We start from the raw sequence: 19850 nt of genomic DNA on the forward strand, positions 1-19850 counted from the left end.
GGGTCATTCTGAGGAACGAAGAATCTCGGAACCTTGCAAAATCCCTTTGAACACATAAAAGAGAGCATTGGCGCACAGTTCTTCTCTTCAATCTGCAATAATTTGTATTGGCGTACAGTTCCTGTACCTTCGGTACAGCATGACAAGACCTGTTTGGGGAGAACCGTACAGATTCTTAACTGTTCGTTCAGAATCATAATGTATTAAAGAGGGATTCAGAGTAAAACGAAGAATCTATTTTTATTTTATTTATTTGAGATGGTTATCATTCCGCTATCGAAGATGAGGAAACCATTTTTTATCGATTAAAGAGATATATTAAGGTTTTATTCACCCTAAAGGGAGAAATTATTTCAAGTTTGTATGTGGCGGGCGAATGCCATTCGCCCCTACAGTATCGGGGACTTTCCAGCGACAAATTGATCTTGGCCTATCCTCCCATCCCATTAATCCTGGTTCATGCCCAGTTCTTGGCCCATCCTCCCATCCATTTAATCCTGGTTCCTTCCAGATCTTGGTCTATCCTCCCATCCTTTTCATCCTGGTTCAACCGTCTAAATACTAAATACTAAATACTAAATACTAAATACTCTTATTCCTGACATACCTACTCACCCCATACATCATAACCAGCGTAATTATACTGATCACAACTACAATATAACCAAGGGTTGTATAATGTTCGATTGGGCTATCGTTGGTTTGTTGTACGATGATCAGGCCGGCAATAATGGCTCCTATCCCACCCGACATCTGTTGCAGGGATGCGCTGACGCTCATAAAGGCGCCACGGTCTTCTTTTTCAGGGACTGCGGACACCAAGGCTGAAGAAGGCGTTACGCGGCTTAAGATCCCCATCATCATCAAGATGTTCAATACGACCACGATCGGGAAGGCTGTCGGACCTAAAGAGGTATAGATCAAGACCATGATCATCATCCAGGTGGTCGCGATGGCAAAGATCTTGTATTTGTCAAATCGGTCGCTGAGCATACCGACCATTGGCATAATCAAAAGAGAGGCAATTCCGGAGATCATAAACAGCTGTGGCAGTTGTTCGTGGGTTACATGTAGGTTGTTCACGGCGAAAACACTGCTGAATGGCATCATCATAAAACCTCCAACGGAGAGTAATGCTGTCGCCATAAAGCCGATCCTATATTCTTTGCGTGTAAAGGTCCCCCATAGGTGCTGCAGGGCAGATTGTTTCTTCTGCAACCCGATATGTTCGGTAATAGGTTTTAATTTCAGGAAGATCAATACGGCAATCAGGACCGCTACGATGGCAATCATCAGGAAAGCACTTTGCCAACCCCAGGCATTACCGATATAGAGTCCGATTGGAATCCCAAGGACTTGACTGGCTCCGAAACCCATCTGCACAAATCCCATCACCCGACCTCGCTGGTCCAAGGTGAAAACATCGGTGATAATCGCCATGGAAATGGAACCGATCACTCCACCGAACAGACCGGTCACTATTCGAGCAGCCACCAACATGGGATAACTGGTCGAAAAACCGCAGAGAAAAGTTCCGATGATAAAACCCGTATAGAAAAAGAGCAGCAGCTTCTTACGATCGAAACGATCGGCAAATCCTGCAGTCAGGAGTCCTGAAATTCCGGCACTGAAGGCGTAGGCAGAAACGGCCACACCAAATTCAGAAGGCTTTAGGTCGATCGCTTTCATCAGCATATCCCCCATTGGAGACATGATCATAAAATCCAGGACAACGGTAAATTGGGTAAAAGCTAGTATGAAAATCACCAATTTCTGGTACGCAGAAAGCGGTGCTTTAGTGGATTCTTCCATATAAAAAATGCTCGGCTAAATATGTGTAATAATCTTCTAAGCCGAGCAAAGGTAGGGATTGCATCGAGCACTTGCATTTCCGTATTGAAATTTTGACAATCTATTTCCCGACCTTCAATATTCCCTCAAATTTTTAATAAATAAGACTGGGCAAAAAACTTGAATTTTGGGTTGGATGTTGCTTCTGAATACTCTTCGAGTCTTGCTTTACCCTTATTCGAGACATATTCGAAAATTTCGAAATATGTCTCGAATGAGACCAAGCTGAATCCCGATAGAACTAGCAATACGTTTTTTGGTTTCAGAACAATGTAAAAACCAATTGCAGACTTAGGATCTCTAAAACTTTTAATTATGTTTCCATCAAGGAAGCTTATGCTCCATTCCAAATACTCACGACTATTCTTATCTTTGCGATATGTCAAAAGGGTTAATTTCACAAGATACTATTATCGCTTTGGCGACCTCTCCAGGGGCCAATGGCGCAATTGCAGTGATCCGTCTATCGGGCTCCAAGGCCATTAGCTTGGTCAATGAGGTTTTCAAAGGTAAGGATTTGACGAAACAAGCTTCGCATACCGTGCATTTTGGAACCATCCGCGATGGCGAACATATCATCGATGAGGTTTTGGTGACCCTCTTTGTGGGGCCTAACTCCTATACCAAGGAGGATACCATTGAAATATCGACCCATAATTCGGCCTATATCATCGAACGCATTATCACCCTTCTGATCAAGAAAGGTGCTCGAGCGGCGCGTGCCGGTGAATTTACCTTAAGGGCTTTCCTGAATGGTGGAATGGACCTATCCCAAGCAGAAGCGGTTGCAGACCTGATTGCTTCCAATTCGGCAGCATCCCATCAGATCGCCATGCAGCAGATGCGCGGTGGATTCTCCAATCAGCTTAAGCAATTACGTGAAGACCTTGTACATTTCGCATCCCTGATCGAATTGGAACTTGATTTCGCGGAGGAAGATGTGGAATTTGCCAATCGTGACCAGCTGAAAGCCTTGATCCAACAGATCCACTCGGTCATTGCCAAACTGATCCGTTCCTTTGAACAAGGAAATGTGCTGAAGAACGGTGTTCCAGTGGTAATTGCCGGAAAACCGAATGTAGGCAAGTCTACCCTATTGAATGCCCTGTTGAACGAGGAAAGAGCCATTGTTTCCGATATCGCCGGTACGACCCGCGATACCATCGAAGATGAGATCAATATACATGGCGTGACTTTCCGCTTTATCGATACCGCCGGAATTCGACATACGGAAGATGTGGTGGAAGCCATCGGTGTAGAAAGGACCCGCGAGAAAATGAAGCAGGCCCGATTGATCATCTACCTCTTCGATCCTACCCAAGACCAGATCTCTGCCGTTCAGGAGCAGATCGATGAGGTCAAAGGTTTGAATATCCCATTTGTGACGATTATCAATAAGTCTGATCTTCTCTCAGAAGAACAGAAAAAGGATTATGAGGTATTGAATCCGCTATATATTTCGGCCAAGCAGCAAATCGGAATCGATGAACTGAAGGATGAACTCCTGAACCAGGTTAATCTTTCGAATATCAATACGGATGATGTGATGTTGACGAATATTAGGCATGTGGAGGCTTTGCAGCATACGCAGGAAGCGCTGGAGAAGGTGCTGTATGGGATCGACAACCCGATTACTTCGGATTTTCTAGCGATGGACATCAGGCAGGCGCTGCACCATCTTGGGGAGATTACCGGGACTGTGACCACGGATGATTTGCTGGAGAATATTTTTAGTAAGTTTTGTATCGGTAAATAAATTTATTTTATTTTAGTTTATTCTGTTTTATTTTATTTGAATATCAGGTTGTTGTGTAGATTTTAATTTTATTTTAATTGACTTTATTACTATATTGGTGTATTCATGTACACCTCAATGTTATAAAAGGTGTACATATGTACACCTTTTATATTTTTTGAAATGAAGATAACGTTAAAAGAGAAGAAACTTAAAAGTGGATTAATCAGTTACTATATTGAATATTATAAAGGTTCGATTGTTGGAGAAGATGGTAAGAGAATTCATCTGAGAGATTTTGAGTATTTAAAACTCTACTTTAATCCATATGCTAAGACAGCTATTGAAAAGAAAAAAAATAAAGAGGACAAAGAACTTGCTGAAAATATCGTAGCCATTCGTAAAGCTGATTTTGCTCAAGGTAAATATGGAATTAAAAATAATTTTAAAGCGAAGAAACAATTCTTGGATTATTTTCTTGAAAAAGCAAAAGAGAAAGGTGGTTCAACCTATGATACATGGATATCTACTTTGGCACATTTAGAGAAAATAATAAGTAAAAATTTTGTTTTTGATGAGGTTAATGAAACGTTCTGTAATAACGTAAGAAAATACTTTGATAAGGAAGCTAAGACTAAAAGTAATTTATTCATTTCGGCGAATACTAAGTATTCCTATTTCAATAAATTCAAAGCATGTTTAAGGTTAGCTTGGAAGGAGGGTTATTTAACTCACAATTTTGCTGATGAGCTTAAGAGTTTTGATATGGCTGAGACGCAACGAGAATATCTAACTTTTGAAGAGTTACAGAAGTTAGTAAACACACCTTGTAAATACCCCATTCTTAAATCAGCATTTATTTTCTCTTGTCTTACAGGTTTAAGATGGTCAGATTGCAATAAACTAGCTTGGGCTGAGGTAAGGGATGAAGGTGATAATGTCTATAGGGTTAATTTTAGACAAGAGAAGACAGAAGGTGTTGAATATCTATATATATCAAAGCAAGCACGAGAATTATTAGGTAAAAGAGGTGAAGCACACGAAAGAGTTTTTAAAGGTTTGAAATACAGTGCTACCAATAATAATGAATTAGCTAAATGGGTTTTACATTCTGGCACACAGCGACATATTACCTTTCACTCAGCAAGACATACCAACGCAGTTTTACTTCTCGAAAATGGAGCTGATTTGTATACAGTGCAAAAACGTCTTGGGCACAAAATTATCAGGACGACACAGATTTATGCAAAAATCGCTGATAGAAAGATGCGTGAATCTGCTTATATAATTCCAGAACTTAATTTTTAAAATATGAATACATTATTAAACGTAATTTATTATATTTCAGCTGCTATTGTTGCTTACCAAATTCTTAGAGCTTGTTTGCATTGGTTTTTATGGTTTACAAGATTTATGTTTGACGAAGGTTTTTCCCAGTTTGAATCAAAATTAGAAAAACCAAGGATGTTTTTCCATATTATAACTATTGGCCTTTCTTTAGTTGCTTTTATGCAATTGAAAGATGCTTTTTTATCCCCATTTATTTCTAGTTTCTATTTCAGCGCAATTCTATTTTTTGGAATAGTGTTTTATTTGACATGGCGTAATATTTTTGAAACTAGATTTATACCAGCTGTTAAGAAAAAACTAAGCAGAATAAATTCTGACTTCAAATCTAATTATACGCATGAAGAATCTGCAATTATTTTTAGAAGCTTAGTTTCCAATGGATATTTAATTTATGATGATATTACTATCCAAAAGGAAATGGAAATACAATTTATATACATTTTATTGAATGGAATTTTGCCCCAAAAATCTCTTTTTTTTTGCAGATGGACTATCTTCAAATAAATGTGATGTTTGAAAGTATAATACCAAGAACTTCAAAATTACCTTGGAATTTCTTTTTAAGAATATTTACAGATTTTAAAGGTGACATCAATCTTCCGGCTCTTCAAGCATCAGTTTCTAGGGCAAAAAGAAAAATGTTAGCCGAAAAAAAGAATTATTACGCGCGTGACCAGAATATAATAGAATCAATTTTTATATCATCACCAAAATACAGTTAAGAATTCAGGTTAATTTGGTTAAGAACTTAACTTACGACCTGATTTTATTACTATTCCATATTTCTTTGTTTGACCTGATGAGGTATTCAGGAATTTAAGAAACAAAGCACATCATGGAAAAAAACGAATTAATCTTAGAAAAATTAGACCGATTAGAAAATTATCTTTTAGGTTTTAAATCAATTCTTACTGTTGAGGAGCTAGCGGTATACTCCGGGTACAAGCCTAGTTATATATATCAATTAGTAAGGAAATCGTTGATACCATTTCACCATAACAAAAGTGGTGGTTCAAAATTATTTTTCGAAAAAAAAGCAATTGATCAGTGGTTGTTAGGAGGTGAATATAAAACTACTTCTCAATCCACGCAAGATGCCTTTAATTATATTGGAACAAATAATAGGAGAAGAAAAAAAGGATAAGCAATTCTGCTTATCCTCTTGGAATTTCTTTTTCTGTATCTGACAATACAAAAATACAGGAATTCCATTGTTAATCAAATTTTTAACATAAGAATTTCTATTATGAATACTAATGAATTAAAATTAATCCGCGTTATTAGAGAACTACGTGAGTATTATGACTTCCGGTATAATATTATTCAAAATATAATTGAGGTCAAACCGAAGAATCAGCATGAGTATGCAGAAGCTAATGAAAATGATTTAGTTATTGAATTACAATCACGAAAAATAGCAGCATCCAATAATGATGTTGTTACATTTTTAAAATCTAATAAGATCGACAGATACGACCCTTTTCAAGCGTATTTTAAGGCGTGTCACAAAAAGTATCTTGAATCTAATCAAACTGAATATATACGTAAATTTCTAGATTATGTAAAAACTGAAGATCAATATCGATTTATTGTTCAGTTTATGAAATGGGCATGCCGCGTTGTGAAGTGTGCATTATGTGAAAACTACTTTAATAAAAACGCGATAGTACTTGTTTCTTCAGGAAAACAAAATTTAGGTAAATCTTCGTTCACTCGATTTTTAGTTCCAAGTCAACTTAAAAGTTATTATATCGAAAATCCCCGATTAGGCAATGACATGGATATTGCTTTGTCAGCAAATCTACTTTGCATTTTAGATGATTTGGGTAACATGAAGAATACTGATCTAGAAGAATTCAAATCCTCTATGTCAAGATTACACGTTAATGTAAGGCGTCCTTATGCAGCAAATCCTAAAATGACTCCTCGACGTATCTCCTTCATCGGCACGACTGATACTTATTCTTTTTTAACAGCTGATGCTACTGTTCGATGGATATGTTTCGATGTGACTGAAATCGATTGGTCATATTCGAAAGAAATAGACATAGATCTTGTTTGGGGTGAAGCATATGAGTTATACATCAAAGGTTTTGAATGTGAGGTTTCAAAAGATGAGATAAAACAAAATGAAAACTACAATACTCGATACAAGACGCATTCAATTGAGTACGAAATGCTATCTAAATATTATGCTCCAGGAACTGAAGAAGATCATCATGCGGTCTTAATGTCTTCAGAGATTCTATTAGACCTTCAAAATAAGACATATCAGAAATATTCTGATAAGAAGATTGGGCAAGCATTACGTTCTTTAGGGTTTGTTGCCATAAATCGCAGAAATCACATGAATTCTCTAGGAGAACTAATCACAGATTCTAGACGTGTATACTTTATTAAATATTTACTGACTACATGACTACAATTACATTAAAAGGATGTTTTAACAAGATTTAAATGGTGTTTTTTGTGTAGTCAGTAAAAAATATTCTACTGACTACATGACTACATAAAATTAAGTGGCAATTATGAGGACAAAAGATATAAATTCAATACCAATACCTGAATTTTTAAAATCTATATCGATTTTACCTGAGCGTAAATGCAATGGGTATTTGATGTATAAATCAGTTATTAACCCAAATCAACGAACGGGAAGTCTTAAAGTTTCAGCAAGTAATCTTTGGGTTGATTATTCCTTAAATAACACTGGAGGGACATTAATTGATCTAATATTAGTAATTTATCCTGAATTGACGGTTAAAGAAATAGTCAGAAAATTCAATTGTGGTGATTTTTCTTTTCACCAGCCGGCACTTTTTTCAAAGGTGAAATTGGAAAATTATCCTATCCTTAATATAATCAAATGGGAATCTATATTGAATCATCCGGGACTGTGTAGGTATTTGCATTATAATCGAAAAATTGATATAGAAGTAGCATCGAGGTATTTAAAGGCTTACCAGTATACGGTTCATGATAAGATATATTGGAATCTTGGCGCAAAAAATCAGCTTGATGGATATAACCTGTTTTCTGCTGGATTCAAATGTGCAACCAAACAGGGAATAACAATATTTGAGAACCCAAACACAAAAGCTATTGTTTGCTTTGAAGGAATTATAGATTTTTTAAGTTTTCTAATGTTATTTCCTGACCAGGAATACGAGCTGGACTACTGTATTTTGAATTCCGTTAATAACATCAAAATGACATCTGAGCTTCTACTTTCTAAACAGCATATTATAGGGTGCCTTGATAATGATAAAGCAGGCGATATGGCTACCAATAAACTACGCCAAATTTCAAAAAGTATAGGAGTTAAATTTTCAGATATGAGATATCGTTTTAATGTATATAAGGATTTGAACGATTTTCTATTAGATCAAAAATGAATAGCGTTTTGAACGCTGCAAGGTATACGTTTTGTCGAACAAATTTGCTGACGCAATTTCTTTCTATAAAACGACCTTGCCAAAATGACGATTTTGGAAGAAGATAAAATCGCCGTTCCGTTAATTTTATAGCGTATGATAACAAATAAAAATTTGCGACCTCATAGGGTTGCCTTTAGACTGAGTGATATCGAGTTTGAAAAATTGAGAAAAGAGTTTAAGGAATTTGGATATAATAAAATGTCCGATTTTGCTCGGTTTAAGTTGTTACTTGAAGTTAGTTCATCTGAAAATTTTTTAGTTTCTAAAGACTTAAAAACTGAGTTAAAGGAATTCAATTATCAAATTAATAAGGTAGGCAATAATATTAATCAAATTACTAAAGCGGTACATTCTCAAGGTATTTCGAATGATTTAGCACTTGATGAATTAAATATGATGATGAAATTATTGTATAAATTTGCAATTGATTTGAATAGATTCATTTATAATGATGACGATTAGCGGTTGTTTTTAATTTAATCTAGTAATAATAATTTTATTTTGATTAATTATGATATCTACCGATATTTAAGATATGAACCAGGAAAAAATAAAATTATTAGCTCAGATTCGGGATGGAATAATCGAACGTTACAGAAAAACTAACGTTCCTATGATTTTTCAAACAATGGATTGCGCAGATGACGAGTGGTACGGTCAAAACGTGAATACAGGCAAGCTTTCAAAACTTAAATTTGTCCCCTCTGATATGGGAACTGAGATTGTTACGTTATGGAGCGAGTAAACTTTATAAGTTTTAAATTTCAATAAAATAAGATGAGTTATTACGATGATGAGGTACATTACAAATCATCTGCGCGACTGTATGGATTTTTGTTTAAGGTAGCGTTTAACTTTGCTATCATAATGATTTTGTATAAGTTGTTATATATCCCTAATTATCCAGAAGAATTGAAAAATTCAGCAGCGCTCTATGTAATGCCAATAATTGGAATTGTAGGTGCGTTTTTTTATTTATCCTATTGGATTGGCCGTAAGAGTAGTATGTATATTGTCGGAATCGGTGGTTTCTCAATTGGTCTATTAGCATTAACAAGTTTTGAAACGATCCTGACTTTATATTCTTTAGTAATTTTAGCGGCAATCGGGTATGTGGTTTTTTTACTAATTAAACTATATATTCTACCTATTTTTAAAAAGCGGAGGTAAGGTGGAATACATATATTTTAAAAGTAATTTTGTTCATTATATAATTCTAAGTTTGAATAGTATTTAATTTTGTCATTATATGTTTCAAAATCGATTCGACCATCAGAGATATCAAATTCACTAGCAAAATTATAAATCATATATGTGATTTTTTTGAATAAGTAGCATGGAAGTGAGTCATGCTGGATTAAAAAAAGCTCTTCTATTGTAAGTCCGTTCATTTCTTCATCCTCTTCGGAAAACGACCCCAAGTTCTTTTTCAGTGATTGTTCATTAGAACTTAAAAGATCAGAAATCAATAGGGAGAGAATAGTTTGGGACGACAGATTAAAACTATTGATGTGCAGAAATATTTCATAATCTAAATCAGGATTAGTATCACCACAGGCATTATTTAATCTACTAAACAAATCTGTTGGATAAATGAATCCTTTATTTCTTTTTTTAGTAGCAATCTTGTTTAACAACTGCTCGATAAAAGAAGTAGACGTTAATTCAGATGATCTGATGAAATCAGTCGCAAACAGCTCTTTGATAAACTCTTTATGGCTACCCTTATAGCTTATTTTTGTCATATCATTAATTTAAGAATTGTAAATATATTCGGTTCAATTTAAAAATTCCTTATTAAAGAAATGATTTAGATATTTCTTTAATAAGGAATTTTTTTCAATTGATTAAGTCTTTTAAAGTTTTTAAACAATCTGATGGGTAAAAAAATAGAGCCGATCATGGCTGCGATGGATAGTTTTATAAAAAAGTATATGACCCATCCTACTATAGGAAGAAACAAGAAAAACCGCGAAGTGAAAGAATTTAATTCTTTCCATCCTGCAACCAATGATGCCCCTGCGTAAAACATGATAAATATCACAATTGCGTTTATAAAATGGGCTTTGACACCATAATCGCCATTTCCACTCGATGTTTTAACAATGGTAAAAATAGAAAAAGCAACGAACAACAGTCCTACGAATAATGATAAAAATAATTCATTCACGATTTTCGACTTTTCACCCTTTGCTCTGTTCATATTGCACGGTGAACAAATAGGAATCGTGTATTTTGAAATACATGATAAACACAATCCTTTTTTACAGTCTTGACAGCTTCCAACAGCAACTAAAGTAGGGTGATTAAAACAGTTCATATGAATATTTGTTAATTTTAATATTAAAATATTTTAATACGGATTTATTTAAATGTTTTAGTATTTTTTTTATTGCCTTCGAAAGGATCATCATATACCTTTCCTTCTGGAAACAGATGCTCTGTCATGCGAGTGAAAAATTCTTTCATACCCTCTTCACGTCTTAAATTCCTATACTGTACACATGCATTACAAGGACACCAAGGTGCTTCATAATGACCACAAGAAAGGCATTGAACATGTTGTCTGGGTTGAATTGTATTTGCTGGAATTTTATAATAAAGTGTATCTCCACAAGGGCATTTATTGGCTGATCGTTCGTATGGTAAATGTTTATAGAGATTTATCCGCTTTATTTCTGCTTTAATGTTGAGTTGTAGCTCAATCTGTTCAATTGATTCTTTTCGTCGATATAGAGCGATTGCTAATTCAATCTCTTGATTTGATAAACCATTTAGTACTGATTTTTTGTTTTTGAAGTAAAAACGAGGTTGTGCCATACTGTAAATTGTTTGAGAAACAAAAAAAGGCGTGAAACTAAAATCAATCCGTTACAGAGGTACTGCGAAGAACCCTAACCCAGAAAGACTTAGCCCACGCCCATATGAGGCACGGGCGTAAGTCTGACTAGTTTTGGGTTATGAGAAGATTCGCAGTTTTCTGTAACCAACTAATCAGCTTACGCTGTTTTGTTCAATAATTTAATGGCATAAATATACGGATTTAAGGAGATATTGAGGTTTTTTTTCATTATTTAGCATGTAGAATCCATAAATTTGGATATGCAAATTGTAGCTATTTCAGATACACATGGTAAACATCGAGATAAAAAAATTCCCGATGGTGACATTCTTATTCACGCTGGTGATGTGACTCGAGGTGGTAAAAAAGAACAGGTCATCGATTTTCTGGAATGGTTTGCTGAACAAAGGCACACGTACAAAATCTTCGTTGCAGGAAATCATGATTTCTATTTTGAACAGGCAGATCCTGATGAAATAAATGATTTAATTCCCAATAAGATAATATACCTAAATGATTCTGGTGTAGAGATAAATGGAATCAAATTTTGGGGATCTCCCATTACCCCGTGGTTCAACAATTGGGCATTTAATCGTGAACGTGGGACGAAAATTAAACAACATTGGGATTTGATACCCGATGATATTGATATTTTGATTACGAATGGTCCACCTTTTGGCATTCTGGATGAAACGGTTTATGGAAAACAAACGGGATGTGAAGAATTGCTTTTGCGGGTTTATCAGGTAAAGCCCAAATACCATATTTTTGGACATATTCACGAGGAATACGGAAACTTGACGAAAGCAGAAACTACTTTTGTAAACGCGAGCGTATTGGATGACTGGTATGAGATGAAGAACAAGCCAATAGTTATAGATTTGTAATGAGGATAGATAAAAAAGAACCTATATCAATGATTGAAGTTCAGTTAAAGAGTTTCGTCGATGCCAAAAGACCAAAAGATGAAGAGGTGCATAAGCAACTGGATTTTGGTTATTCTTGGGATGGACAAACGGCTTTATTGTTTGAGATCAGACCGCAGTGGAATAATCCTGCAAGTATTTTAGAACTTCCCTTTGCGAAGCTTCGCTTTGTGAAATCTTCTAAATTATGGAAACTCTACTGGATGCGTGGATCGGGTAAATGGGAAGCTTATGAGCCAAAACCTGAAGCCAATAATTTACAAGAAATGCTAACAGAAATAAATCATGATGGTTATGGCTATTTTTTCGGGTGATAAGAACAAGAAAAAACTATTTCCTCATATCTTTTTTGGAAGCCCGATGATAGTACTGCTTTTCATCTTTTGCCCCATCCCAAACACTAGTTACACCTTGGATTTTAACTGGTGCCTCTTTTTCTAAGCGGATCAGATTTTTAGAAACTTTCCTAAAAACTCTATTCCATCGTCTTTTATCTTGTTTCTCGGTTTCTGCCGTTGTATATCCAAATATTCTAGTTTTTCGTATTGATCTTGACATGATTTAATTGTTTGCTGTAAATATAATAATCTCCACTGTCGAGATGAAAATGTACATTGATTAATTTTGTATACTTGTTTGGCATAATAACATAGAAATGAACAACGGAAGAAAAGAATTTCCTGAAAGCGGTTTGGAGATGGACTGTACTTCAAAAAAGGCAAGAAAAATATTCTGCTACGTGCAAAATGTACGAGGAATCATGAGCTTCGTGAAGAGATCGATGAATAGACGACTGAGAAAGTATAGCAAGGAGATTGTTTTTTTTGACGAAATATAAAAACCTGTTCTAACTACAATTAATCTATATTGCTGTTGTGTTCGGCTTCCCTTTTTTTTCTTTTCACCAGCCAATTATTTTTAATTGACTTTAGTTTACTTTATTATGGTTTTCCGTATTTAGAATGCTCTTTTTTGAGTATCTTGAGGGCGAATATTGTCCTTGATTAATGAAATTTAACGAAGATTCACGAGTAAAAATACCAGCTATACTTCATTTGATGAAGTTGGGCTATACCTATATCCCTTTTAAAGAGCAGGATAGAATTGAAGAAAATAATATTTTCCCCAATATTTTTATTCCAAAAATAGCAGAAATCAACGGCATTTCCGAGAAAGAAGCAGAGCGAATACTAGATGAAATCAATCTGGAGTTAGATTATGAGGATCTTGGGAAGAAGTTTTACGAACGATTGAATGCTACATCGGGGACCAAGTTGATTGATTTTGAGAATTTCTCTAATAATACATTTTATGTCACGACCGAATTAACTTGTAAATCTGGCGATGAGGAGTTTCGTCCTGATATTACTGTTTTAATCAATGGAATGCCTCTGGCATTTATTGAAGTCAAGAAACCACACAATAAAGAAGGTGTCTTGTATGAAAGAGATCGTATCAATAAGCGGTTTCAAAATAAACATTTTCGTCGCTTTGCGAATATTACGCAATTATTGGTGTTCTCCAATAATATGGAGTACGAAGATGGTATCATAGAGCCAATATTTGGAGCTTTCTATGCAACGGCTGCTTATGGGCAAGTTAGTTTTAATTATTTCAGAGAAGATCTTGATTATTCTGTTCAACAAAAGCTTATTGTTATTGACGAACCAACGGAGAATGCTTTATTGAAAGATAACAACTTAACTGTCATTAAAAATAGTCCAGAATACATCACCAATAAAAACGAAAATACACCGACTAATCGTATCTTAAAGTCGCTATTCAGCAAAGAGCGATTGGCTTTTATCCTTCAATATGCCATTGCGTATGTACAAGAGGATAATCAAGGAAAGGTGGCTTATCAAAAGCATATCATGCGTTATCCACAGTTATTTGCTACACAGGCAATTGCAACAAAATTGGATAAAGGTCAAGAGAAAGGGATTATTTGGCATACACAAGGATCGGGAAAAACGGCTTTGGCATATTATAATGTTAAATATTTGACAGATTTTTATGCTAAAAAGGAAGTTATACCGAAGTTTTACTTTATTGTTGATCGACTAGATTTATTGATTCAAGCATCTGGCGAGTTTGCGAATCGAGGATTGAAAGTAAATCAAGTCAATTCAAAACAAGATTTTATAAATGACCTGAAGATTGTTGGTGCTATTCATAATGATAGTGGCGTTGCTGAAATTACGGTAGTCAATATTCAGAAGTTTTCCGAAGATGCAGTAGCCGTTAAGGACTTTGATTATGACATCAATGTACAACGGGTGTATTTTTTGGATGAAGCCCATCGCAGTTACAATCCCAAAGGAAACTATTTAGCTAATTTGATTAATTCGGATCGAAATGCCATAAAAATAGCTTTGACAGGTACACCATTGCTCAAAGAGGTGGCCAAAGAATACGATTCTAAACTTTTGTTTGGTAATTATTTTCATAAATATTACTACAATATGTCCATTGCTGATGGTTATACTTTGCGGTTGATTCGTGAACAGATCGAAGGCAATTTCAAGATGGAGATGAAAGAAGTGATGGATCAAATCAAAGTCTTGCAAGGCGAAATCAGTACTAGACAGATTTATGCTCATCCGAGATTTGCTGCTCCATTGTTAGATTATATCGTTACTGATTTAGTTAAATTTAGAAAAGAGCAACAAGATGCTACTTTAGGTGGTATGGTGGTTTGTGATTCTGCGGATCAGGCAAAAGAATTGTTCCGTTTGTTTCAAGAAAAGTATGGCGTACAAGAAACGGATGCCAGTATTTTTATGGCTGCTGAACCGCCGGTTAAATACGGTAGTCATGATGAACCCGCATTATCGGCTTCCTTGATTTTGCACGATGAAAATGACAAATCAACCCGAAAAGAGTTGATCGCTGCTTATAAAAAAGGAAAGATTGATTTATTGTTTGTGTACAATATGCTGTTGACAGGTTTTGATGCCAAGCGATTGAAAAAACTGTATCTGGCTCGAGTAATTCAGGATCACAACTTGTTGCAAACGTTAACACGTGTCAATCGTCCATACAAACAGTATCGATATGGATATGTGGTAGATTTTGCGGATATATCCAAAGCCTTTGATCGCACCAATAAAATGTATTTTGATGAGTTGCAGGATCAGTTGGGTGATGAGATGGAAATGTATTCGCATTTATTCAAGTCGGAAGAAGAAATCAAAAAGGAGATTGACGAAATCAAGGAAACCTTATTTCAATACGATAACCAAAATAGAGAGATTTTCTCTCAACAAATTGCTCAACTTTCCGACAAAAAAGAGCTTTTGCAATTGATCAAAGCCTTACGAACTGCCAAGGAATTAAAAAATATCATTGCCGTAAATGGTTATGAAGCTTTGGGTGGTATTGCTGATTTTGATGTTTGGAATCGCCTTTTGCTCGAAGCTCAAGGAAGATTGGATAACCTGAATTTGCTCGAAAGTCTTGGTAACGCACAAGAATCCAGTAATATCCTAAATACCGCTTTGGAAGATATCGTTTTTCAATTTATCAAAGTAGATGAAAGCGAATTGGTCTTGGCAGATGAGTTCAAAAACACCTTGCGACATGCACGAGAATCTTTACAAAGTAATTTTGATCCTTCAGACCCACAATTTATATCTTTGCGGGAAGAATTGGAACGAATTTTTAGAAAGAAAAATTTAAGTGAGGTTACGCAGGCTGATATGATAGAGAATATGCATCTCCTTAAAAAGATTTATGATCAAGCCAAAGAACTCAATCGCAAGAATGCTTTGTTAAAAGCCAAGTATGAGAATGATGCGAAATACGCTCGTATACATAAAAGATTGACTGAAAAAGGAACACTCAATGCCAAAGAAATACAACTGCACAGAGCCTTGATGTTGGTCAAAGAGCAAGTAGATCAAAAGTTAGAAGGACAGGAAGACTTGTTGCACAACGAAGCTTTTTTCAAACGCTATCTTTTGCAAATGGTGGTCAATGAGTTTAAGAAAAAAGAACAAATACCTTTGGATTATCCGACTACGGAATCCATTAATAATATGATTGTAAACGAGTATTTACAACAATATCAATACAGATAATTACAGCAATGACACAAGATATCACATTTATTACCAAAACCAAAGCACTTATAGACAACCTAAAAAGTGTATGTGCCAATTATGGATTGGGTAATGATGGAAATGAATTTAAGATTATCACGCAAGTATTTCTATACAAATTCTTGAATGATAAATTCCGCTATGCGGTAAAACAAGAAATGCCAACATTGGCAGATGCTGAAAATTTTTCCAAGGCACTACGTGATTTAGCCGAAGATGAATATCAATTTTTGTTGGCAGCTTTAGATCCGAATATTCCTCGTTTACAACCCGAACATTTAATTTCGCATTTGTTTTTAAAACAAAACGACGCAGATTTCGCTAAGACTTTTGATGACACTTTACGTCAAATTTCCATTGAAAATGCGGAAGTATTCTCTGTAAAATCATTTAGCGGAGCAAAAGATACTTTGTTTGATGAATTGACTCAATTTATATCAGATAGTTCACAGCGAGATGCTTTTGCAAAGGCATTAATTAATAAATTGTTCGAATTCTCATTTGAAGAGATGTTCGAACAGAAATATGATTTCTTTGCCACGATTTTTGAGTACCTGATCAAAGATTACAATACCGATTCGGGCGGTAAATATGCCGAATACTATACACCGCATGCTGTAGCTCGTATCATGGCTCAGATCATGGTGCCGTCTGTGGTAAAAGATGTGAAAGTTTACGATCCCAGTGCGGGATCCGGAACGTTATTAATGAGTATTGCGCATCAGATTGGTGAGGAAAATTGTACCATCTATTCAGAAGATATTTCACAGAAATCGAGCAATATGTTGCGATTGAATTTGGTGTTGAATAACTTAACGCATTCTATCCCGAATATCATCAAAACCAATACTATTGCACAGCCTACGTATTTGGATCGACGCTTTGATTATATCGTTTCTAATCCACCTTTTAAGTTGGATTTCTCAGATTTTCATGCCGCTTTGGATAAAGATATTTTCAAAAAACGCTTCTTTGCGGGTATTCCGAATATCCCGAAAAGCAAAAAAGAATCTATGGCGATTTATCTGTTGTTTATTCAACACATCATGCATTCGTTGAGTGATACAGGTAAAGCGGCTATTGTGGTTCCTACGGGGTTTATCACGGCACAATCGGGCATTGAGAAAAAGATCCGCGAACGCCTAATCGAGTACGGTTGGCTGCGTGGTGTAGTAAGTATGCCATCTAATATTTTTGCGAGTACAGGTACCAATGTATCGGTACTATTCTTGGATAAGCAAGCCGATAACGGACATATTGTACTAATGGATGCCAGCAAGCTGGGCGAAACTATAAAAGAAGGTAAGAACCAACGCACCATATTGACATCCACAGAAGAAGCAAAAATTATTGATACTTTTAACCAAAAAGAAGCCGTAGAAAATCTCTCTGTGCTTGTAAATGCAGAAGAAATAAAAACTAAAAATTACAGTTTCTCGGCAGGACAGTATTTTGAAGTGAAGATTGAATATGTAGACATCACAGCAGAAGAATTTGCAGAAAAGATGAACCGATTTGAAAACCGTTTAACTGATTTATTTGCAAAAGGAAACCATTTGGATACCGAAATTCAGAAACAATTAAAAGGATTGATGTATGAATAATTGGAGAAGAGTTGACGAAATAATAACTTATTATGGAAAAGGTGTAACACCAAAATACGTTGATGATAGCTCCATAATAGTTTTAAATCAAAAATGTATTCGTAATAATAAAATCGATTTTTCATTTGCTCAATTTATTGATGATAAGAAATCATATAATGAGGATAAGTTTTTAAAAGTAGGAGATTTATTAGTTAACTCTACTGGACAAGGTACAGCAGGAAGAGTGGCAATGGTAGATTATATACCAGAAGGTTATAAAATCATTGTTGATTCTCACATTCTTGTTTTAAGAACTAATGATTTTTTCGAATCAAAATGCTTGAACTATTCCTTATTTTCAATTGAATCATTGCTTCAGACTTTTATGGATGGAAGTACTGGACAAGGTGAATTTGATAAAATACGGCTTTTTAATGTTAAAGTAAGTTATTCAAGAGATAATAAAACTCAACAAAAAATGGTTTCCGTTTTATCAGCTCTAGATGATAAAATCGAGTTGAATAATAAAATCAATGCAGAGTTGGAAGCCATGGCCAAGACCTTGTATGATTATTGGTTTGTACAGTTTGAATTTCCTAATGAAAAAGGAAAAACTTATAAATCTTCTGGAGGGAAAATGGTTTATAATTCTATCCTAAAAAGAGAAATTCCTGAAGGTTGGGAGGTTGAAATTTTAGATAGTTTATTGATTGAATTTACGAAAGGAATTACTACATCATACGTCGAAAAAAGTAATTTGATTAATCTTAATCAGAAAGTTAATAAGGGTGCATTCTTAGAAAGGCAATATTTTAAATATTTAGATGAAAGTATTGAAGTACCTACATCTAAATTTGCTAAAAAAGGAGATGTTTTAATTAATTCTTTAGGACAAGGTACATTAGGTAGAGTCCATTATTTTATTGACTATGATAGCAATATTGTCGTTGATCAACACATATTTATTTTAAGAACTAATTATAATAAGGTTACTTCTTCATATTTGTATAATACATTGAGCTCGAAAGCTTATCAAATTCAAATAGATAGACAAATTACAGGATCTACTGGTATGCAAATGTTAAATGCATCTAATTTAAAAGATTTACAAATTATAAAACCTGAACTTGGAATTACTGAAAAATTTGAAAATATAGTATCTAAATTCTATGATAAGATATCAGTAAATGAAAAACAAAACCAAGAACTTGCTCAATTACGAGATTGGTTGTTACCGATGTTGATGAATGGTCAGGTAACGGTGGGAAATGTAGAAGATGAAGTTTTAGGAATGGTTGCAGAGCCAAGTGAAATTTATGAGAAAGTCACAGCTGAGTCTAAAGAAGATCGTTTTGAATTATGGTTATCCAACCAAAAACTTGCAGCACGTGGTGATATAGACGAAGTGGTATTGAGAGAGATTTTCAATGCAATGGATGATGAAGACCAATAATGAAATAGCACAAATCGCCAAGAATGTTTTGGCAAAATATGTCAAACGAGGTGGTGTTTACAAAGTGTTTGGAGACATAATGTCTTCGGAAGGAATAAAGTTCAGAGAAATTCCTTCCGTTTATGATGATTTTGTTGGAGCTCTTACAAAGGGAAATAATGACCAAGTCTATATCATGATTAATAAAAGCATTGATAATCTTGGGCGTAAAAACTTTACCCTTGCTCACGAGTTAGGTCATTATTTTTTGTGTCATCATTTGCACAACAATTTAGGTTTTTGCACAGGTAGCGATATCAATCAAGACCATCATCAAAATGATCCAATAGAAAGAGAAGCCAATTATTTTGCAAGTTGTTTACTCATGCCAGAGGAAAAAGTAAGGAATGCTTTTCCTAGTATATTAGAAAATCGTAGCCGAAAGAAAATCAAAGATTTTCTAATAGTAAAAAACGATTATACCTATGGAGTTTGGAAATTAATCCGAGATGAACTGACCAAACGTTACGGAGTTTCTGAAGCTGCATTGCGATATCGTTTACAGTAATTAAAGTTGGCCAGGTTTGA

At 35.0% G+C, this 19850-nt stretch carries 20 protein-coding genes; 15 read left to right on the forward strand and 5 right to left on the reverse strand.

What is annotated here, in order from left to right; genetic code table 11:
- Positions 1-582: 582 nt before the first annotated feature.
- Entirely contained in the window at positions 583-1812 is a 1230-nt protein-coding gene (locus tag ACWICE_RS10060) for an MFS transporter (protein WP_454298270.1), read from the reverse strand.
- Between the two features lie 418 nt (positions 1813-2230).
- Here ACWICE_RS10060 and mnmE point away from each other — a divergent pair, with 418 nt between their 5' ends.
- The 9 genes from mnmE (at position 2231) to ACWICE_RS10105 (ending at position 9543) form a co-directional block, all read left to right on the forward strand.
- Positions 2231-3607: a tRNA uridine-5-carboxymethylaminomethyl(34) synthesis GTPase MnmE gene (gene mnmE, locus ACWICE_RS10065; RefSeq protein ID WP_454298271.1), complete on the forward strand. Its 1377-nt coding sequence runs from the start codon at positions 2231-2233 to the stop codon at positions 3605-3607.
- Positions 3608-3769: 162 nt separating this feature from the next.
- The gene (locus ACWICE_RS10070) at positions 3770-4894 is read left to right on the forward strand and encodes a tyrosine-type recombinase/integrase (RefSeq protein ID WP_454298272.1); all 1125 of its coding nucleotides are present in this window, start codon (positions 3770-3772) and stop codon (positions 4892-4894) included.
- A gap of 3 nt (positions 4895-4897) precedes the next feature.
- Positions 4898-5440, forward strand: a complete 543-nt coding sequence (locus ACWICE_RS10075; RefSeq protein ID WP_454298273.1) for a hypothetical protein — start codon at positions 4898-4900, stop codon at positions 5438-5440.
- A 5-nt stretch (positions 5441-5445) separates the two neighbouring features.
- On the forward strand, positions 5446-5658 hold the full coding sequence (locus tag ACWICE_RS10080; RefSeq protein WP_454298274.1) for a hypothetical protein: 213 nt from the start codon (positions 5446-5448) through the stop codon (positions 5656-5658).
- Between the two features lie 113 nt (positions 5659-5771).
- Positions 5772-6080 carry a helix-turn-helix transcriptional regulator gene (locus ACWICE_RS10085; RefSeq protein ID WP_454298275.1) on the forward strand — a complete coding sequence of 103 codons (309 nt, stop codon included), beginning with the start codon at positions 5772-5774 and terminating at the stop codon, positions 6078-6080.
- Positions 6081-6182: 102 nt separating this feature from the next.
- The gene (locus ACWICE_RS10090; RefSeq protein WP_454298276.1) at positions 6183-7355 is read left to right on the forward strand and encodes a VapE domain-containing protein; all 1173 of its coding nucleotides are present in this window, start codon (positions 6183-6185) and stop codon (positions 7353-7355) included.
- A 109-nt stretch (positions 7356-7464) separates the two neighbouring features.
- Positions 7465-8331: a toprim domain-containing protein gene (locus ACWICE_RS10095; RefSeq protein ID WP_454298277.1), complete on the forward strand. Its 867-nt coding sequence runs from the start codon at positions 7465-7467 to the stop codon at positions 8329-8331.
- Positions 8332-8466: 135 nt separating this feature from the next.
- Positions 8467-8835, forward strand: a complete 369-nt coding sequence (locus ACWICE_RS10100; protein WP_454298278.1) for a plasmid mobilization protein — start codon at positions 8467-8469, stop codon at positions 8833-8835.
- A gap of 315 nt (positions 8836-9150) precedes the next feature.
- A complete protein-coding gene (locus ACWICE_RS10105; protein WP_454298279.1) occupies positions 9151-9543 on the forward strand; it encodes a hypothetical protein in 393 nt (130 codons plus the stop codon).
- A 17-nt stretch (positions 9544-9560) separates the two neighbouring features.
- On the opposite strand, the gene ACWICE_RS10110 is transcribed toward ACWICE_RS10105, so the two are convergent.
- From ACWICE_RS10110 to ACWICE_RS10120, 3 genes are all read right to left on the reverse strand, one after another.
- Complete coding sequence (locus ACWICE_RS10110) at positions 9561-10118, reverse strand: hypothetical protein (RefSeq protein ID WP_454298280.1); 558 nt, start codon at positions 10116-10118, stop codon at positions 9561-9563.
- A gap of 77 nt (positions 10119-10195) precedes the next feature.
- Positions 10196-10576: a hypothetical protein gene (locus ACWICE_RS10115; RefSeq protein ID WP_454298281.1), complete on the reverse strand. Its 381-nt coding sequence runs from the start codon at positions 10574-10576 to the stop codon at positions 10196-10198.
- Between the two features lie 161 nt (positions 10577-10737).
- The gene (locus ACWICE_RS10120; RefSeq protein WP_454298282.1) at positions 10738-11193 is read right to left on the reverse strand and encodes a hypothetical protein; all 456 of its coding nucleotides are present in this window, start codon (positions 11191-11193) and stop codon (positions 10738-10740) included.
- Positions 11194-11475: 282 nt separating this feature from the next.
- Between ACWICE_RS10120 and ACWICE_RS10125 the strand changes: the two genes are divergently transcribed.
- Positions 11476-12102 (forward strand): metallophosphatase domain-containing protein, encoded by a 627-nt coding sequence (locus ACWICE_RS10125; RefSeq protein WP_454298283.1) that lies wholly within the window; start codon positions 11476-11478, stop codon positions 12100-12102.
- Positions 12102-12455 (forward strand): DUF3024 domain-containing protein, encoded by a 354-nt coding sequence (locus ACWICE_RS10130; protein WP_454298284.1) that lies wholly within the window; start codon positions 12102-12104, stop codon positions 12453-12455. Before ACWICE_RS10125 ends, ACWICE_RS10130 begins: the two co-directional genes overlap by 1 nt.
- A gap of 16 nt (positions 12456-12471) precedes the next feature.
- Here ACWICE_RS10130 and ACWICE_RS10135 read toward each other — a convergent pair whose 3' ends face one another.
- Positions 12472-12699 (reverse strand): hypothetical protein, encoded by a 228-nt coding sequence (locus tag ACWICE_RS10135; RefSeq protein WP_454298285.1) that lies wholly within the window; start codon positions 12697-12699, stop codon positions 12472-12474.
- A gap of 449 nt (positions 12700-13148) precedes the next feature.
- On the opposite strand from ACWICE_RS10135, the gene ACWICE_RS10140 reads away from it, so the two are divergent.
- The 4 genes from ACWICE_RS10140 to ACWICE_RS10155 are packed head-to-tail and all read left to right on the forward strand — an operon-like array spanning position 13149 to position 19830.
- Positions 13149-16223 carry a type I restriction endonuclease gene (locus ACWICE_RS10140; protein WP_454298286.1) on the forward strand — a complete coding sequence of 1025 codons (3075 nt, stop codon included), beginning with the start codon at positions 13149-13151 and terminating at the stop codon, positions 16221-16223.
- A gap of 8 nt (positions 16224-16231) precedes the next feature.
- Positions 16232-17848: an HsdM family class I SAM-dependent methyltransferase gene (locus ACWICE_RS10145; protein WP_454298287.1), complete on the forward strand. Its 1617-nt coding sequence runs from the start codon at positions 16232-16234 to the stop codon at positions 17846-17848.
- A complete protein-coding gene (locus tag ACWICE_RS10150; protein WP_454298288.1) occupies positions 17841-19283 on the forward strand; it encodes a restriction endonuclease subunit S in 1443 nt (480 codons plus the stop codon). Before ACWICE_RS10145 ends, ACWICE_RS10150 begins: the two co-directional genes overlap by 8 nt.
- The gene (locus tag ACWICE_RS10155; RefSeq protein ID WP_454298289.1) at positions 19267-19830 is read left to right on the forward strand and encodes an ImmA/IrrE family metallo-endopeptidase; all 564 of its coding nucleotides are present in this window, start codon (positions 19267-19269) and stop codon (positions 19828-19830) included. Before ACWICE_RS10150 ends, ACWICE_RS10155 begins: the two co-directional genes overlap by 17 nt.
- Positions 19831-19850: the final 20 nt, after the last annotated feature.

The sequence above is a fragment of the Sphingobacterium sp. NPDC055346 genome (genome assembly GCF_053645235.1).

What these genes read in the sequence shown, in the direction of transcription:
- ACWICE_RS10075 (WP_454298273.1), top strand. Translation starts at nt 4,898, where the DNA reads ATGAATACATTATTAAACGTAATTTATTATATTTCAGCTGCTATTGTT.
- ACWICE_RS10070 (WP_454298272.1), top strand. Translation starts at nt 3,770, where the DNA reads ATGAAGATAACGTTAAAAGAGAAGAAACTTAAAAGTGGATTAATCAGT.
- ACWICE_RS10080 (WP_454298274.1), top strand. Translation starts at nt 5,446, where the DNA reads ATGTTTGAAAGTATAATACCAAGAACTTCAAAATTACCTTGGAATTTC.
- ACWICE_RS10105 (WP_454298279.1), top strand. Translation starts at nt 9,151, where the DNA reads ATGAGTTATTACGATGATGAGGTACATTACAAATCATCTGCGCGACTG.
- ACWICE_RS10115 (WP_454298281.1), bottom strand. Translation starts at nt 10,576, where the DNA reads ATGAACAGAGCAAAGGGTGAAAAGTCGAAAATCGTGAATGAATTATTT.
- ACWICE_RS10125 (WP_454298283.1), top strand. Translation starts at nt 11,476, where the DNA reads ATGCAAATTGTAGCTATTTCAGATACACATGGTAAACATCGAGATAAA.
- ACWICE_RS10145 (WP_454298287.1), top strand. Translation starts at nt 16,232, where the DNA reads ATGACACAAGATATCACATTTATTACCAAAACCAAAGCACTTATAGAC.
- ACWICE_RS10150 (WP_454298288.1), top strand. Translation starts at nt 17,841, where the DNA reads ATGAATAATTGGAGAAGAGTTGACGAAATAATAACTTATTATGGAAAA.
- ACWICE_RS10135 (WP_454298285.1), bottom strand. Translation starts at nt 12,699, where the DNA reads ATGTCAAGATCAATACGAAAAACTAGAATATTTGGATATACAACGGCA.
- ACWICE_RS10090 (WP_454298276.1), top strand. Translation starts at nt 6,183, where the DNA reads ATGAATACTAATGAATTAAAATTAATCCGCGTTATTAGAGAACTACGT.
- ACWICE_RS10110 (WP_454298280.1), bottom strand. Translation starts at nt 10,118, where the DNA reads ATGACAAAAATAAGCTATAAGGGTAGCCATAAAGAGTTTATCAAAGAG.
- ACWICE_RS10140 (WP_454298286.1), top strand. Translation starts at nt 13,149, where the DNA reads ATGAAATTTAACGAAGATTCACGAGTAAAAATACCAGCTATACTTCAT.
- ACWICE_RS10060 (WP_454298270.1), bottom strand. Translation starts at nt 1,812, where the DNA reads ATGGAAGAATCCACTAAAGCACCGCTTTCTGCGTACCAGAAATTGGTG.
- ACWICE_RS10085 (WP_454298275.1), top strand. Translation starts at nt 5,772, where the DNA reads ATGGAAAAAAACGAATTAATCTTAGAAAAATTAGACCGATTAGAAAAT.
- ACWICE_RS10100 (WP_454298278.1), top strand. Translation starts at nt 8,467, where the DNA reads ATGATAACAAATAAAAATTTGCGACCTCATAGGGTTGCCTTTAGACTG.
- ACWICE_RS10095 (WP_454298277.1), top strand. Translation starts at nt 7,465, where the DNA reads ATGAGGACAAAAGATATAAATTCAATACCAATACCTGAATTTTTAAAA.
- ACWICE_RS10130 (WP_454298284.1), top strand. Translation starts at nt 12,102, where the DNA reads ATGAGGATAGATAAAAAAGAACCTATATCAATGATTGAAGTTCAGTTA.
- ACWICE_RS10120 (WP_454298282.1), bottom strand. Translation starts at nt 11,193, where the DNA reads ATGGCACAACCTCGTTTTTACTTCAAAAACAAAAAATCAGTACTAAAT.
- mnmE (WP_454298271.1), top strand. Translation starts at nt 2,231, where the DNA reads ATGTCAAAAGGGTTAATTTCACAAGATACTATTATCGCTTTGGCGACC.
- ACWICE_RS10155 (WP_454298289.1), top strand. Translation starts at nt 19,267, where the DNA reads ATGATGAAGACCAATAATGAAATAGCACAAATCGCCAAGAATGTTTTG.